Below are 14,830 nucleotides of genomic sequence, written 5' to 3'. Positions count from 1 at the left end.
CCGGGCGACGCTAGAGTGGGACGACGCGTGGCGCAGTGCCACACCGACCGCCGCGCCCTGTGCGTCGCGAGCAGGCGGGATGTGGTCGCCGTCACGCGGGGTGTGACGACGCGCCCTCCCCCACCTGACCTTCTGGGCACGCCCGCGTGCACCCGCACGCTTGGAGCCAGCCCCGTGACGACGCCCCTCTCTGCCCGTCTGCGCCCACGACGGGCTTCCGGTGCCCACGGCGCAGAGCCCGCAAGCCCGAGGCCCGCGAACGACGTGACCTCGGTCGCCGCTGCGCTGAGGTCCCCTCGCCGGCTGCGTACCGAGGTGCTGGCAGGGCTGGTCGTCGCTCTCGCCCTGATCCCCGAGGCGATCTCGTTCTCGATCATCGCCGGGGTCGATCCACGGGTCGGCCTCTTCGCCGCCTTCACGATGGCGGTCTCGATCGCGTTCCTCGGCGGCCGGCCCGCCATGATCTCCGCAGCGACCGGATCCGTCGCGCTCGTGGTCGCGCCCGTCGTGCGCGACCATGGCATCGACTACCTGATCGCGACCGTCATCCTCGGCGGCGTCGTCCAGGTCCTGCTCGCGGTCCTCGGCGTGGCGCGGCTCATGCGCTTCATCCCGCGCGCCGTCATGGTGGGGTTCGTCAACGCCCTCGCGATCCTCATCTTCCTCGCCCAGCTCCCGTACCTGACGCACGTCCCCTGGCAGGTGTACGTGGCCGTGGCGGTCGGGATCGCGATCATGGTCGTCCTGCCCAGGGTCACCACCGCGGTACCCGCGCCGCTCGTCGCGATCCTCGTGCTCACGGCGGTGACCGTCGGTGCCAGGATCGCGATGCCGACCGTCGGTGACGAGGGGAAGCTGCCGGACTCGCTGCCGACGCTCGGGCTCCCGCACGTACCGATGACCGTCGACACGCTGCGCATCGTCGCGCCGTTCGCGGTCGCCATGGCGCTGGTCGGGCTGATGGAGTCCCTCATGACCGCCAAGCTCGTCGACGACGTCACCGACACCCACTCGCCCAAGACCCGGGAGGCCTGGGGGCAGGGGGTCGCGAACGTCATCACCGGCTTCTTCGGTGGGATGGGTGGATGCGCGATGATCGGGCAGACCATGATCAACGTCAAGGTCTCGGGCGCCCGCACGCGACTGTCGACCTTCCTCGCCGGCGTGTTCCTGCTGATCCTGGTCGTGAGCCTCGGCGACGTCGTGGCGGTGGTGCCGATGGCCGCGCTCGTGGCGGTGATGATCATGGTCTCGGTGGGGACGTTCGACTGGCACTCGGTCCGTCCCGCCACGCTGCGCCGCATGCCACGCGGGTACACGCTGATCATGCTCGCGACCGTGGCGGTCACCGTCCTGACGCACAGCCTCGCCTACGGCGTCCTGACCGGAGTCGTCCTCTCGGCGCTGGTCTTCGTGCGCGACGTCGCACACGTCACCGAGGTCGTCGACATCGACCACCCCGACGAGGACACCCGGGTCTACGCGGTCCTCGGCGAGCTGTTCTTCGCGTCCTCGAACGACCTCGTCTACCAGTTCGACTACGTCGGGGACCCGACCAACGTCGTCATCGACATGTCCGGCTCCCACATCTGGGACGTCTCGACCGTCGCGACGCTCGACGCGATCGTGACCAAGTACGCCGCCAAGGGCAAGAACGCGACCATCATCGGCATGAACGACGCCTCCGCCGAGCGGCACCTGCACCTCGCCGGTCACCTGGGCGCCGGTCACTGAGAGCCGGTCGTTGAGAGCCGGGCGCGGCGCCTGACCGCCCACGTCACCTGTCGACGCGCGCTCCGCCTCCGGCGGCGAGCTTGAGGACCTCGGCCCGAGTGGCCATCGTCGTGTCCCCCGGCGTCGTCATCGCAAGAGCTCCGTGCGCCGCGCCGTACTCCACGGCCGTCCGGAGCGACTCTCCCTCGAGCAGGCCGTAGATCAGCCCGGAGGCGAACGAGTCGCCCCCACCGACGCGGTCGAGGATCTCCAGCCCGTCGCGACGGGTCGCCTCCACGAGACCGTCCTCCGCCGACCACGCCACCGCGCCCCAGTCGTTGACCGTCGCGGTGCGCACCGTGCGCAGCGTCGTCGCCACCACCCGGAAGTTCGGGAACATCGCGACGGCCGTCGCGATCATCGCCCCGAAGGCGTCAGCGGCCACGACGCTCAGACTCTCGTCGACCCCCTCGACCTCGAACCCGAGGCTGGCCGTGAAGTCCTCCTCGTTGCCGATCATGACGTCGATGAACGGCGCGATCGCCCGGTTGACCTCCTGTGCCTTGGCCTGGCCGCCGATCGCCTTCCACAGGCTCGGACGGTAGTTCAGGTCGTAGGACACGACCGTGCCGTGCCGCTTCGCCGCCGTCACCGCCTCGACCACCACGTCGGCGGTGGAGGCCGACAAGGCGGCGAAGATCCCTCCGGTGTGCAGCCACCGCACTCCCAGCTCGCCGAACAGGTGGTCCCAGTCGACGTCGCCGGGCGCGAGCTGGGACACCGCCGTGGTGCCACGGTCGGACACCCCGATCGCACCACGCACCCCGAATCCGCGTTCGGTGAAGTTCAGCCCGTTGCGGGCCGTGCGCCCGATCCCGTCGAACGGCACCCATCGGATGAGGGCGGTGTCGACGCCGCCCTGGAGCACGAGGTCCTCGACCAGGTGCCCGATCTCGTTGTCCACCAGCGCGGTGACGACCCCCGCCCGTTGCCCGAACGCACGCCGCAGTCCGCGGGCGACGTTGTACTCGCCGCCGCCCTCCCACACCCGGAACGAGCGTGCCGTGCGGATCCGGCCCTCCCCCGGGTCCAGCCGCAGCATCACCTCGCCCAGTGACACGACGTCGTACCGGCACTCCGCCGCCGGACGGATCCTCAGGTCAGCCATGCTCGAGTCCCCTCGTCATCAGTTCCCCTCGACCGACGTGCGCCACGTCGTGCCGTTCGGGCCGGTGCGCACCGGCTCCGTCGTCATCTGTTCGCGAGCGCGACGGCCTCGGCGGTCAACGTCCGGATCGCCGCCGTGTCCCCTGCCGCGATCAGGTCGCGGGGCACCATCCACGATCCGCCGACCGCGACGACGGACGGGATCGCCAGGTACTCGGCGAGGTTCGCCGGGCCGACGCCACCTGTCGGGACGACGCGGACCTGTCCGAACGGCGCCGCGAGCGCCTTGATCGCCGCCGGGCCGCCCGAGGTCCCGGCGGGGAAGAACTTCACGGTCGTCAGGCCGAGCTCGAGAGCCGCCTGCACCTCCGTCGCCGTCACCGCCCCGGGGAGCGCGAGGACCCCGTGGTCCTGGCAACGCTCGACCACGGCACGCGACAGCCCGGGCGAGACGACGAACCGCGCGCCGGCCGCCACCGCCTGGTCGACCTGGGCGGGGGTGAGCACGGTGCCCGCGCCGACGAGGATGTCCCCGCGGTCGGCCATGGCACGGATCGCGTCCCGCGCCGCGGACGTCCGGAACGTCACCTCGGCGACGGGCAGTCCCCCCTGCACGAGCGCGTCGGCGAGCGCATCCGCCCGCGCCGCGTCGTCGAGGACCACGACGGGGACCAGTCGGGTCGAGCTCAGGGCCGACAGCACATCCATGGAGGGTTCCGTTTCGTCAGGCGCACCCATCGTGTCGCTACGCGGAACGATTGTCACACGTGGGGGTGCGCGAGGTCCACAGGACCGATCGGCGTGCCGGGAGGCCTCAGGACTCGGCGCGGGGAGGGTTCAGGACACGTCGGGGAGATCGAGACCCGCGGGCAGGAACGCCGGCAGCACCGCGCACATCACGCCGTGCAGCCAGGCCACCCGCTCCGCGGTCATCCGCTCGGCCGGCGCGGTGACGCTCACGGCCGCGATCGCCACGCCGGACCGCAGCAGCGGCACGGCGACACAGCTGATCCCGACCTCGTTCTCCTGGGCCTCGGTGGCGAACCCCACCACCCGCGCCTGCTCGACGACGTCCCAGACCCGCTCGGGGTCGACGGGTCGGTCCCCCGCGGCACGCAGGTACTCGGCCAGCGCTGCCCTGTCGACACGTCGGTAGGCGAGCATCGCGCGACCGAGAGCGGTCGTCACCGCGGCGCTGCGTCGCCCGATCGCCGACCACACGCGCACCGGGCGCTCCGGCTCGACCTTGTCCAGGTACAGGACCTGGCTCCCGCTCAGCACCCCGAGGTGCACGAGCTCACCCACCGCGTCGGCCAACGCCATCAGGGCCGGGTGCAGCAGCACAGGCAGGTTCTCGTCGCTGAGGAAGTCGTCCGCCAGGGCCATCGCCGCAGGACCCAGCGCGTAGACGCCCGAGACCGGGTCCTGGCTGACGAACCCCCGGAACCGCAGCGCCGCCAAGGTCCGGTGGACGGTCGTCTTGTTCAGGTCGAGCGCAGCGGCGAGCTCGGCCAGTCCGATCCCCCGCGCCCCCACGCGCGCCAGCTCCTGGAGCGCAAGGAGAGCACGGTCGATGCTCTCGACGGGCGGGGTCTGACTCGTGGTCGCATCCGGCATGTGCCCAGGGTAGGAGGAACCGGCGGCCCCGGCGTCAGGGTCGAGCGGTCGCGTCAGGCCGTCATGGCGATCGCCGTCCCGCGGACGACGATGCCGCCGTCCGGCGGGATGTCCACCGTCAGCAGGCCCGGGCGACCGACGTGTCGGCCTTGGTGCACCAGCACCCGCACCGGCGGGGTCACCAGTCCCTCGGCCCGGAGGTACGCACCGAGCGCCGCTGCGGCAGAACCGGTCGCCGGGTCCTCGCTGATCGGCCCGACCGGGAAGGGGTTGCGCGCCTCGAAGGTCGACGTCCCGGTGCGGTGCACCACCGTCACGGTCCCCTGCCACCCCTGCGCATCCATGAGCCGGCGGAGCGGGCCCGGGTCCACCACGAAGGCGTCGAAGACGCCGCGGTCCCGCAGCCCGATCACCGGGTGCGTGTTGCCGGCGAACGCCTGGCGTGGAGGCATGGCCGGGTCGAGGTCCTCGCGCCCCAGCCCGAGCGCGTCCAGGAGGGCGTCGAGGACGTCGCCCGGGAGACCCCGCACGCTGGTCTCGACGCTCGTGAACGACGCCACGACCCCGTCGGGCGAGTCGCTCGTGTCGATCAGCACCGGACCGACGGCGGTCTCAAAGGCGAAGGCGCCGACGCCAAGCCGCTCGGCGAGCGCGACGGCCGTGGCGATGGTCGCGTGCCCGCAGAACGGGACCTCGGCGGCCGGCGAGAAGTAGCGGATCGCCAGCGAGCGGACCCCCTGCCGTTCGCGCGGCGCCCGCACCACGAAGGCCGTCTCGGCATAGCCGACCGCCCGCGCGACCGCCTGCATCCGCTCGTCCGTCCAGCCGACCGCGTCCAGCACGACGCCGGCAGGGTTGCCACCTGCGGGATCGGTCGTGAAGGCGGCCAGGCGGAGCACGTCGTCGGGGGGGTGTCGGGGTGGTCACGGGGCCAGTCTTCCCGGCCGCCTCGGGCACGACCAGGGCCACCTCGCCGTCGGTGGCCTCCACCGGATCGGTGGGCGCCTGTGCCGAATTCACCATCCGTTGACGTCGGTACGGCACCGGCCTACGGTCGGAGCCATGCGAGCCATGATCGTCAAGGAGTTCCGTGAGCTCGGCCGCGACAGGCGCACCCTCGCGATGCTCATCGGGATGCCGTTGCTCCTGCTCGTGATCTTCGGCTACGCGGCGAACTTCCGCGTCCCGTCGGTCACGGCCGCGGTGGTCGGCCCCGGTGCCGCCCAGCTCGCCGCGACGCTGCCGTCGTCGTTCTTCGACGTCACGGTGATCGAACCGGCCGACACCCAGGTGGACGCCGAGCAGCTGCTCCAGGACAACGCCGTCGACGTCGCCGTCGTCGCCGACCGGCAGCCCGCCCTCGCCCTGGTCGACGGTTCCAACCTGTTCGCGTCCCAGGCGATCGTCTCGGTCCTGAACACGTTCGGCGACAAGGTCACCAGCCAGGTCCTGTACAACCCGGACCTCAAGACCTCGTGGGTCATGGTGCCCGCGATCATCGGCCTGATCCTCACCTTCATCGGCACGATCGTCACGAGCATCGGCCTGGTGCGCGAGCGTGAGACCGGCACCCTCGAACAGCTCGCCGTCATGCCGATCAGACCGGCCACCGTGATCCTCGGCAAGATCTCGCCGTACTTCCTGGTGGCGTCCATCGACATGATCGTCATCACCGGTCTCGGGATGCTGCTGTTCGACGTCCCGTTCACCGGCAACGCCGCCGTGTTCGCGATCGGCGCCGGGCTGTTCCTGTTCGTCGTGCTCGGGCTCGGTGTCCTCATCTCGACGATCTCGCAGACCGCCGGTCAGGCGATCCAGACGGCCTTCATGTTCCTGCTGCCGCAGATCCTGCTCTCGGGGATGATCTTCCCGCTGGACGCGATGGCAGCCGGGGTCCGCTGGATCGGCTACCTGCTCCCCCTGACCTACTTCACGATGATCTCCCAGGGCGTCATGCTGCGTGGCGCCTCCCTGGCCTCGTTGTGGCTCCCGTTCGTGATGCTCACCGTGATGGCCGTCGTGGTGTTCAGCGGGGCGACCCTGCGCTTCAGGCGCGATCTCGCACCCGGTCGCCGACGCCACCACGAGCACGTGGGCGCGCATGCGATCGCGGCGCACGGTGACGGCGAGGCCGGGAGCGCGTCGTGACCTACGCGGTCCGGTCGGCCACCGTACGGTTCGGCGACACCCTCGCACTCGACGACGTGACCCTCGAGGTCGAGCCCGGTTCCGTGGTCGCCGTCGTCGGCGGTGACGGTGCGGGCAAGTCCACCCTGCTGCGCGCCCTGGTCGGGAGGCTGGCGCTCGCGCACGGTCAGGTCGACGCGCCGTCGCCGCACGAGATCGGCTACCTGCCGGCCACCGCGGGGAGCTGGCCCGCGCTCACGGTCACGCAGAACATGGACTTCGTCGGGGGCATCTACGGCCTGTCCGGGGCGGCGCTGACCTCCCGCCGCGACGCGCTGCTCGCGCGCTCCGGCCTCCTGGACGCCGCCGACCGGCTCGCCTCACAGCTGTCCGGTGGGATGCGACGCAAGCTCGGCTTCAGCATGGCCATGCTGCACGACCCACGGCTCCTCGTGCTCGACGAGCCGAGCACGGGCGTCGACCCGGTCAGCCGGGTCGACCTGTGGCAGCTCGTGTCCGAGGCCGCGGCAGCCGGTGCCGCCGTCGTCATGTCGACGACGTACCTGGACGAGGCCGAACGTGCTGCGGGCCTGCTCGCGCTCGACGGCGGCCCGACGCTCGCGGTCGGCACGCGTGCCGAGGTCCTCGCCCGGCTCGACGGCACGGTGGCGCGCACCGCGACGCCGCACCGGCGGGCCTGGGCCTGGCGGCGGGGTCGCGAGTTCCACGAGTACTGGCCGGGAGGCGAGTACGGGCAGGGCGACGCTGCACCGACGGGCACGGTCGTCGTCCCGGATCTGGAGGACGTGGTGATCGCGCTGTCGCTGCTCCAGCGGCACGAGGACCGGCGAGCCTCGTGACGGCCCCACACCTGACCGGGAACCGACCCCGCGTGCTGCTCCGGGCGCATCGGGTCGGCCGCACCTTCGGGGACCTGGTCGCCGTCGACGACGTCACGATGGACGTCGGTCCGGGCGAGGTCGTCGGTCTGCTCGGTGCCAACGGCGCCGGGAAGACGACGCTGATCCGGATGCTGCTCGGGCTCATCTCCACGTCCTCGGGTGCCGTCGAGCTGCTCGGCGGCACCCCGTCCCGGGCGCGGCGCGCGCACCTCGGCTACGTGCCGCAGGGCCTGGGGCTCTACGGCGACCTGAACGTACGCGAGAACATCCGGTTCAGCTCCCAGGCGTACGGTGTCGCCCCGCCGATCCTGCCGGACTCCCTCGGCGCAGTCGCCGACCGGCTGGTCGCCGACCTCCCGCTCGGCCTCCAGCGGCAGCTCGCGTTCGTGTGCGCCCTCGCTCACGACCCGCAGGTGCTCGTGCTCGACGAGCCGACCTCCGGCGTCGACGCCCTCGCGCGCGCCTCGCTGTGGGACACGATCCACGACCAGGCCGAGAAGGGCGTCGGCGTCCTCGTGACGACGCACAACATGCAGGAGGCCGAGCAGTGCGACCGGCTGCTGCTGATGTCGCAGGCGCGTCTGGTGGCGCAGGGCAGCCGGACGGACGTCATCGGCACGACCACGGCCGTCGCCGTCCGCACGGACGACTGGGCGCGCGCGTTCGCGGTGCTCACCGAGGCGGGCCAGCCGGCGATGCTCGCCGGGCGCGACGTGCGTGTCGCCGACGCCGACGCCGGCCGCGTGCAGCAGGTCCTGACCGCTGCCGGGATGGTCGCCGAGGTGGTCGCGGTGCCGGCCACCCTCGAGGAACGCATGATGGTGCTCGCCCGCACCCCGACGGGGCCATGATGTCGCCGCGCGGTCGACGCCCGGCCGGTGGTGCGAGCGCCCGCGAGGCGATCCTCGCCGCCGCCGGCGACCTGTTCGCGGAACGCGGGTTCGAACGCACCACGATGCGCGCGGTGGCGACCAGGGCCGACGTCGACCCGGCCCTCATCCACCACTACTTCGTCAACAAGGAGGGCCTGCTGGCTGCGGCGCTCGCGCTGCCGATCGACCCGGAGGCCGTGCTGAGCGGCCTCGACCAGGACCCCGACCGTGCCGGGGAGGCCCTCGTCCGCCGGGTGCTGGGGGTGTGGGAAGGGGATCCCGAGACCCGCCGCAGGCTCTTGGCCCTCTTCCGCGTCGGCATGTCGCACGAGCACGCCGCCGGGGTCCTGCGCGACCTGCTCGGCCGCACGATCCTCGCTGCGGTCGGACGCCTCGCCCCGCACGACCACCGCGCGCTGCGCGCGGCCCTCGTCGGGACCCAGATGGGCGGGCTCCTGCTCGGCCGCTACGTCCTGGGCATACCCGCGGTCCGCGACGCCACCGCCGACGAGCTCGTCATGACGGTCGGACCGGTGGTCCAGCACTACCTCACCGGCCCGCTCGACGCCACGCCGACGGGCACGAACCTGCCGCAGGCGTAGCCCACCGCGCCGGAGCGACTCCCGGGCGACCGTCATAGCCGCCCTCGACCCGGGGCACGGTCAGCCTCTTCACGGCCGGGGCGGCTACAGTCCCCGTACCGCGCCCCCGCCCGGTGCCGGCCCGCCCCTGCACGAACGGAGAACTGATGCGTCCGCAGCGCCGCGTCCTCGTGAGCGTCGGGGCCGTGATGGTCCTCGCCGCCGGCTGTGCCAGCACCGGCTCGACCTCAGCGCCCACGGCCGCCGTGCGCGCCGTCACCCCGGCTCCGGTGAGCTCCGCTGCCCACGCACCAGCCGCCCCCGCACCGACCGCGACGCGCGCGCCGACGCTGACCGTCACGCCGCTCGCCGCGAAGCTCCCCACCACGGTGTCCCGGCTCGTGGCGCTGCCCGCAGGCGACCGGCTCCTGCTGCTCGGTGGCCTCGACGCGGGGACCAGCACCACCGCCACCATCCTGTCGGTGTCACCAGGCACAGGTGCGGTGCACGCGGTCGGCCACCTCGCCCAGGCCACGCACGACGCCGGTGGTGCGGTGCTCCAGGGCCGGGCCGTCGTGATCGGCGGCGGCGTCTCCGCGTCCACCTCGGCCGTGCAGGCCGTCGCGCTGAGCGGGGGGACGGCCTCCGTCAGCGGGCACCTGCCCCAGGCCCGCTCGGACGACGCGGTGGTCGGTGACGGCACGACGGCGTACGTCGTCGGCGGCTACACCGGGAGCACCGCCCTCCCCGAGATCCTCGCCACGACCGACGGCGCCTCCTTCCACGTGGTCGGGCACCTCGCGCTGACCGTCCGGTACCCGGCCGTCGTCGCCGACGGCACCATGCTGTGGGTCTTCGGCGGTGAGCACCAGGGCACGGTGACCGACGCCATCCAGCGCGTCGACCTCAGCACCGGGACCACGACCGTCGCGGGGCACCTCCCGACCCCGCTCGCCCACGCGGCGGCCACGACCCTGGACGGCACGATCCTGCTGATGGGCGGCACGAACGGCCGCGCCCGCCAGGGCACGGTCTACCGGTTCGACCCGGCGACGGTCACGGCCACCCCTGCCGGAGAGCTCCCGGCACCGGCGTCCGACATGGCGGTCGCCGTGCTGGCGGACGGGGCCTACGTCGTCGGCGGCGAGATCGCGGACGTCGGCGGCAAGATCACGTCGCTCGACACGATCGTGCGCCTGCAGCTCTCACGCTGACGCACCCCGTCCGCGCGGAACGGCACCGATCGGTTCCCTCGCCGGCCCGACACCGAGGCGGTCGCCCGGCTCACCAGAAGCCCGGGGTCGCCTGCGTCGTGCCGACCGCGTTCGCGTACGAGTGCGGGGGGACCAGGTCGATCCCGTCCGGGTTGTCCAGGTAGCCCGGGCCGCTCCCGGCCACGCCGTTGTGCCCGTACTGCCAGACGATCTTGTTCTGCGTCGGGTCGATCACGATCACGCGATGGTTGAAGTCGTCGTTGAGCATGATGTCGCCGTTGGGCAACCCCTCGGCGAGCGACGGGTGGTTGAGCCGGCCCGCGCCGCTGCTGGGGTTCCACCGCCACAAGGCCTTGCCCGAGGCATCGAAGATCACGGCCTGGCCGGGGTTCGTGTAGCCGACCGTGAGGTACTGACCGGGCTTGTACTGGCTGCTGTCCGACGGGTAGGTCACCGCGGGCAGGTGCGTCGACCAGTACACGTGACCGGTGCGGTCGATCTCGTCGACCCAGCTCCCGTTGATCTCCGTCACCAGGAAGTGCCCGTCGGGGAGTGGGAAGACGCCGTTCGGGCTGCCGAACCGGGCGGGCGGGTTGTGCGCGCACGAGCCGAGCCGGCCCAGGGTCCACAGCGGTCCCGGCGAGGACGAGGACAGGTCCACCAGACGGCAGTTCTTGATGTCGGCGGCGACCACCGTGCCGTCGGGCAGCATCATGGCGTCGTCGGGGTTCCACAGCTGGTTCGGGCCCGACCCGTGCGTCCCGGGGGTCCCGTAGCGCCAGACGATCTTGCGGGTGGCGATGTCGATCTCGGTGATGACGAAGTCGTCCTCCTCGGTGGCGATGATGTCCTTGCCGTCGGGGGTGAAGAAGACGTCGTCGGGGATCGTGAAGGTCTGGCCCGCTGCGAGGTCGCCCGGCTGGGGCCACTGCCACAGCACCTGGCCCTGGGGGCTCACGACGACGAGCCGGTTGTTCTTCTTGTCGGCGATGATGATCGGGCCGGGCAGCACGCTCGGGTCCGAGCCGGGCGCCAGATCGGCAGGGGTTCCCGCTGCGGCCGCCGGGGGCCATGCGGGAGACGGCGACGGGCTCGGGGTCGCAGCGACGACCGGCGCCGCAGAGGCGGTGGGCGCGGCCGCGGACACGGCAGCCGCCGCATGCGTGGCGGGGGCAGGGCCGCCCGCGGTGCACGCCGTGACGGACAGGGCGAGCACCATGGACGCCACCACGCCGGCGACGCGGCGCGCCCTGCGGGTGGCTCCGGACGACGTCGATCTGCGCTGGGCTCCGCTGTACCGGTTCATGTCCACCAGAGCACGGTAGTCGACCGCCGACCCGAGTCGCGAAGCCACGCGGGCGCCGCCGCCAGGGCCTTTCGTCCTGCCCTCGTCAGCGTTCGCCGAGCACGCCGTGCTCGGCGACCACCTCCCGCTCGCCCACGGCCCCGTCCGCGAGGTTGCGGTCCAGCAGATCCGACGCGCGGTCCTTGCTCACCGCCGGCATGAACAGGTAGCCCTGGCCGGTGACGCAGCCGATGCTCTTGAGGAACTCGAGCTGCTCGCCCGTCTCGACCCCCTCGGCGACCACCGCGAGCCCCAGCGACGTGCCCAGTCCCACGAGCGACGTCATCAGCTCCACCGTGTGGTCGCCGCTGGCGAGGCTGCGCAGGAACGACCGATCGATCTTGAACGCGTCGACCGGGAACCGGTGCAGGGTCTCCAGCGACGAGTAGCCGGTCCCGAAGTCGTCGATGTGCAGCCGGAGCCCGGCGTCGTGGAGCTCGTGCATCTTGCGCAACGCGATCGCCGGGTGACGCATCAGCACCCCCTCGGTGATCTCCAGCGTGAGCCGGTCCGGGGTGAGCCGGTGACGGCGAAGCACCTCGAGGACGTGGGGCAGCAGATCCTGGTGCCAGAACTCCCGGTCCGAGACGTTCACGCTGACGTTGACGACCCGCGGGCCCCACTCCGCGAGCTGACGGCACACCTCGTCGAGGATCCAGTGGCCGAGACTCACGATCAGGCCCGTGTCCTCCAGGACCGGGAGGAACTCGTCCGGCAGCACGAGGCCGCGCTCGGGGTGCCGCCAGCGCACCAGTGCCTCGAACCTGTCGGTCCGCCCCGAGGTGAGGTTCACGATCGGCTGGTAGAAGACCTCGAACTGGTGCTCCTCGAGGGCCCGTCGCACCTCGAGGTGGAGGAGCTGCTTCTGCACCACGTGCGCGCGCATCGCGTCGTCGAAGAAGGCGATCGTCCCGGGGTCGTCGAGCTTCGCGCGGTACATGGCGGTGTCTGCGTCGCGCAGGATGTCCTCGGCCGACCCGTACTCGACCCAGCTGGTCGCGATGCCGATGCTCGATCGGAGCGAGACGTCCGGCCCGTCGAGCGCGAACGACCGCGCGAGCGCCGCCTGGACCCGGCGCGCGACCAGCAGGGCTCCGGCCGGGTCGGTGTCCGGGAGCAGGATCGCGAACTCGTCACCACCGAACCGGGCACCGGTGTCGACCTCTCGGAGCTCGTGCGCGATCCGGTCGCCGACCGCCGCGAGCACCTGGTCGCCCGTCTGGTGCCCGAGCGAGTCGTTGATCAGCTTGAAGCCGTCGAGGTCGAGGAACAGCACCGCGAACGGCGCACCCGACCGCGCCTGCCGAGCGATCTCCGCCGTGAGCCGCTCGAGGAACAACCGACGGTTGGGGAGCCCGGTCAGCTGGTCGTACAGCGCGCTGCGCCGCACCTCCTGCTGCAGGCGCTGGGACTCGAGCGCGGCGCACAGCAGAGCCGCCCAGTGCTGGTACGTCTCGCGCGGGGACGTGACGTCGACCGACCCGACCACCGCGAGGAGCCCCCAGTCGCTGGTTGCCGTGCGCACCGGCACGACGACGCAGACCTGCCGGGTCGCGGCGTCGACGGCGGCGATCAACGGCTCCGGCGGGAACGCCTCGACACCCACGAGAGCGCCGACCTGGTCCGGCACCGCTCCACTCGGGTCGTACATCCCGACGATCCTCAGCAGACCCGCGCCCGGGTCCCCCTCCCACAGGGCCAGCGACCCGACCGTGAGGTGGGTCCCCGCGAGCCACCGGAGCTCGCGAGGATCGGCGCTCCCGGTGTCGAGAAGCCCCGCGTCCACCGCGTACTGCTCGACGACCGCCGACTCGGCTGCCTCCGCCTCGCGGAGGAAGGCACCCGCCTGCGCCTTCCACAACGCTGCCGTGACACGGTCCGACGCGGCGGCCGGAGCACCGCCGCCGCGCCCGGCAGGCACGGCGACCCGCTCTGCGTAGTCCGCGACGGCGTCCACGATCCGGCGCTGCGTCTCCGGGCGCGAGGTGAGACGACCGAGCGTCACCAGCAGCGAGCGGATCCCGGCGTCGGTCACCTGCTCCCCCGACAGGAGCAATCGCTCCGCCTCGGCGACCGCCGCGAGCACGGCATCACGCGCGGGACCGTCGGCGATGTCGTCTCCCGTGAGGAGCGCCGTGACGAGCACGTCCTGCAGCTCGTCCCGCAAGAGCTCCGGGGACACGTCGAGCGACGGGCCGGTCGTCGCCACCCGGCCGAGGGTCCCGCCCGCCGTGCACCCGCACGACGTACGCACCATGAGCACCCCCGGCTGCGAGGTGAAGACACCGTTCGGCACCGCCTCGCCACGCATCCCGGCGAGCACGAGCCGCCCGGCGAGCGCGCCGACCTCGTCGAGGCGCTGGTTGACGCTGGACAGCGACGGTGCGCTGAACGCCCCCGCATCGATGTTGTCGAACGCCACGATCGCCAGGTCGTCGGGGAGGTCTGCGCCGGCGTCGGTCAGCGCCCGGACGAGACCGAGGGCGGTGCGGTCCGACGCGACCATCAGGGCCGTCGGGGGCCGCGGGCTCGCGAGCAGGTCGCGGGCCGCCCGCCCACCACCGGCCTCGGCGCCGTCGGCCGCCCCGAGCACGATCGCGGGATCGACAGGCAGGTCGTAGGTCTCGAGCGCCGACACGTACGCGGCGTACCTGTCACGGACGTCGGGAACGGTGAGGTCGCCCACGAACCCGATCCGGGTGTGCCCGTGCCCGACGAGGTGCTCGACCGCGGTGAAGGTCCCCCCGTGGTTGTCCGGCATCGCGGCCGGCGCGTCGAAGCCTGCGACGGGTGCGGTCGCCACGACGACCACGCGTCCGGAGTCTCGGAGCTGCTGGAGGTACGCCCGGTCCACCGCCTCGCCGACGCACACGACTCCATCCGCGTGAGACCACGCGACCCGGGTGTCGAACACCGCCGGCGGGTCGGTCGCGTCCAGCGGCGACTCCGGGAGCGTCTCGACGACGACCAGCCGTCCATCGGCCCCGGCGACCTCCCGCGTCAGTCCCGCGAGCAGCTCGCCGACGTCGCGCCCGCCCAACCTCGGGGTCAGCACGAGCACGGTCGCGGTGTCGGTCACCACCGGCCCCTTCCCCAGGACGTCGGGCTGGCCCGTCAGCGACGGACCGTCACTTCTCTATCGACCCGAACGGCCGCGAACATGATGGCGGGCGACCTCGCGGCCGTCCGCCACCTGGGCCGCGATGCTCCGGACGGGTGATCCGTCCTGCTTTGCCCGGATTCTGCGGCTAGTGTCGAAGCCAGGACCGACGGGTCCCGCGAGGGGACGCGA

At 72.4% G+C, this 14,830-nt stretch carries 12 protein-coding genes; 6 read left to right on the top strand and 6 right to left on the bottom strand.

Annotated features, from left to right (window positions below; translation table 11 throughout):
• Positions 1 to 198 precede the first annotated feature (198 nt).
• Positions 199 to 1,734: a SulP family inorganic anion transporter gene (locus tag LJB74_RS18385; RefSeq protein ID WP_396125238.1), complete on the top strand. Its 1,536-nt coding sequence runs from the start codon at positions 199 to 201 to the stop codon at positions 1,732 to 1,734.
• Between the two features lie 43 nt (positions 1,735 to 1,777).
• Here LJB74_RS18385 and LJB74_RS18380 read toward each other — a convergent pair whose 3' ends face one another.
• The 4 genes from LJB74_RS18380 to LJB74_RS18365 all read right to left on the bottom strand — a co-directional run bounded on the left by LJB74_RS18380 (position 1,778) and on the right by LJB74_RS18365 (position 5,396).
• Positions 1,778 to 2,881: a sugar kinase gene (locus tag LJB74_RS18380; protein ID WP_259309895.1), complete on the bottom strand. Its 1,104-nt coding sequence runs from the start codon at positions 2,879 to 2,881 to the stop codon at positions 1,778 to 1,780.
• An 83-nt stretch (positions 2,882 to 2,964) separates the two neighbouring features.
• Positions 2,965 to 3,588: a bifunctional 4-hydroxy-2-oxoglutarate aldolase/2-dehydro-3-deoxy-phosphogluconate aldolase gene (gene eda, locus LJB74_RS18375; protein ID WP_259309894.1), complete on the bottom strand. Its 624-nt coding sequence runs from the start codon at positions 3,586 to 3,588 to the stop codon at positions 2,965 to 2,967.
• Between the two features lie 129 nt (positions 3,589 to 3,717).
• Positions 3,718 to 4,497, bottom strand: coding sequence for an IclR family transcriptional regulator (locus LJB74_RS18370; RefSeq protein ID WP_259309893.1), 780 nt, complete (start codon positions 4,495 to 4,497; stop codon positions 3,718 to 3,720).
• Between the two features lie 53 nt (positions 4,498 to 4,550).
• Entirely contained in the window at positions 4,551 to 5,396 is an 846-nt protein-coding gene (locus tag LJB74_RS18365; RefSeq protein ID WP_259309892.1) for a PhzF family phenazine biosynthesis protein, read from the bottom strand.
• A gap of 163 nt (positions 5,397 to 5,559) precedes the next feature.
• On the opposite strand from LJB74_RS18365, the gene LJB74_RS18360 reads away from it, so the two are divergent.
• From LJB74_RS18360 to LJB74_RS18340, 5 genes are all read left to right on the top strand, one after another.
• Positions 5,560 to 6,645, top strand: coding sequence for an ABC transporter permease (locus tag LJB74_RS18360; protein ID WP_259309891.1), 1,086 nt, complete (start codon positions 5,560 to 5,562; stop codon positions 6,643 to 6,645).
• The gene (locus LJB74_RS18355) at positions 6,642 to 7,484 is read left to right on the top strand and encodes an ABC transporter ATP-binding protein (protein WP_259309890.1); all 843 of its coding nucleotides are present in this window, start codon (positions 6,642 to 6,644) and stop codon (positions 7,482 to 7,484) included. The genes LJB74_RS18360 and LJB74_RS18355 overlap by 4 nt, the downstream gene beginning before the upstream one ends.
• Positions 7,481 to 8,377, top strand: coding sequence for an ABC transporter ATP-binding protein (locus tag LJB74_RS18350; protein ID WP_310650868.1), 897 nt, complete (start codon positions 7,481 to 7,483; stop codon positions 8,375 to 8,377). Before LJB74_RS18355 ends, LJB74_RS18350 begins: the two co-directional genes overlap by 4 nt.
• Entirely contained in the window at positions 8,377 to 9,000 is a 624-nt protein-coding gene (locus LJB74_RS18345) for a TetR family transcriptional regulator (RefSeq protein WP_259309889.1), read from the top strand. Before LJB74_RS18350 ends, LJB74_RS18345 begins: the two co-directional genes overlap by 1 nt.
• Positions 9,001 to 9,146: 146 nt before the next feature.
• Positions 9,147 to 10,193 (top strand): kelch repeat-containing protein, encoded by a 1,047-nt coding sequence (locus LJB74_RS18340; RefSeq protein ID WP_259309888.1) that lies wholly within the window; start codon positions 9,147 to 9,149, stop codon positions 10,191 to 10,193.
• A gap of 70 nt (positions 10,194 to 10,263) precedes the next feature.
• Here the strand turns inward: LJB74_RS18340 and LJB74_RS18335 are convergent, their stop codons facing one another.
• Both LJB74_RS18335 and LJB74_RS18330 read right to left on the bottom strand, forming a co-directional pair.
• Positions 10,264 to 11,505, bottom strand: a complete 1,242-nt coding sequence (locus LJB74_RS18335; RefSeq protein WP_259309887.1) for a hypothetical protein — start codon at positions 11,503 to 11,505, stop codon at positions 10,264 to 10,266.
• A 79-nt stretch (positions 11,506 to 11,584) separates the two neighbouring features.
• The gene (locus LJB74_RS18330; RefSeq protein WP_259309886.1) at positions 11,585 to 14,617 is read right to left on the bottom strand and encodes an EAL domain-containing protein; all 3,033 of its coding nucleotides are present in this window, start codon (positions 14,615 to 14,617) and stop codon (positions 11,585 to 11,587) included.
• Between the last annotated feature and the right edge of the window lie 213 nt (positions 14,618 to 14,830).

This window comes from Cellulomonas sp. P24 (assembly GCF_024704385.1).
In the GTDB taxonomy this organism is placed as follows: Bacteria; Actinomycetota; Actinomycetes; order Actinomycetales; family Cellulomonadaceae; genus JAJDFX01.
This window is presented reverse-complemented; position numbering and strand designations above follow the sequence as displayed.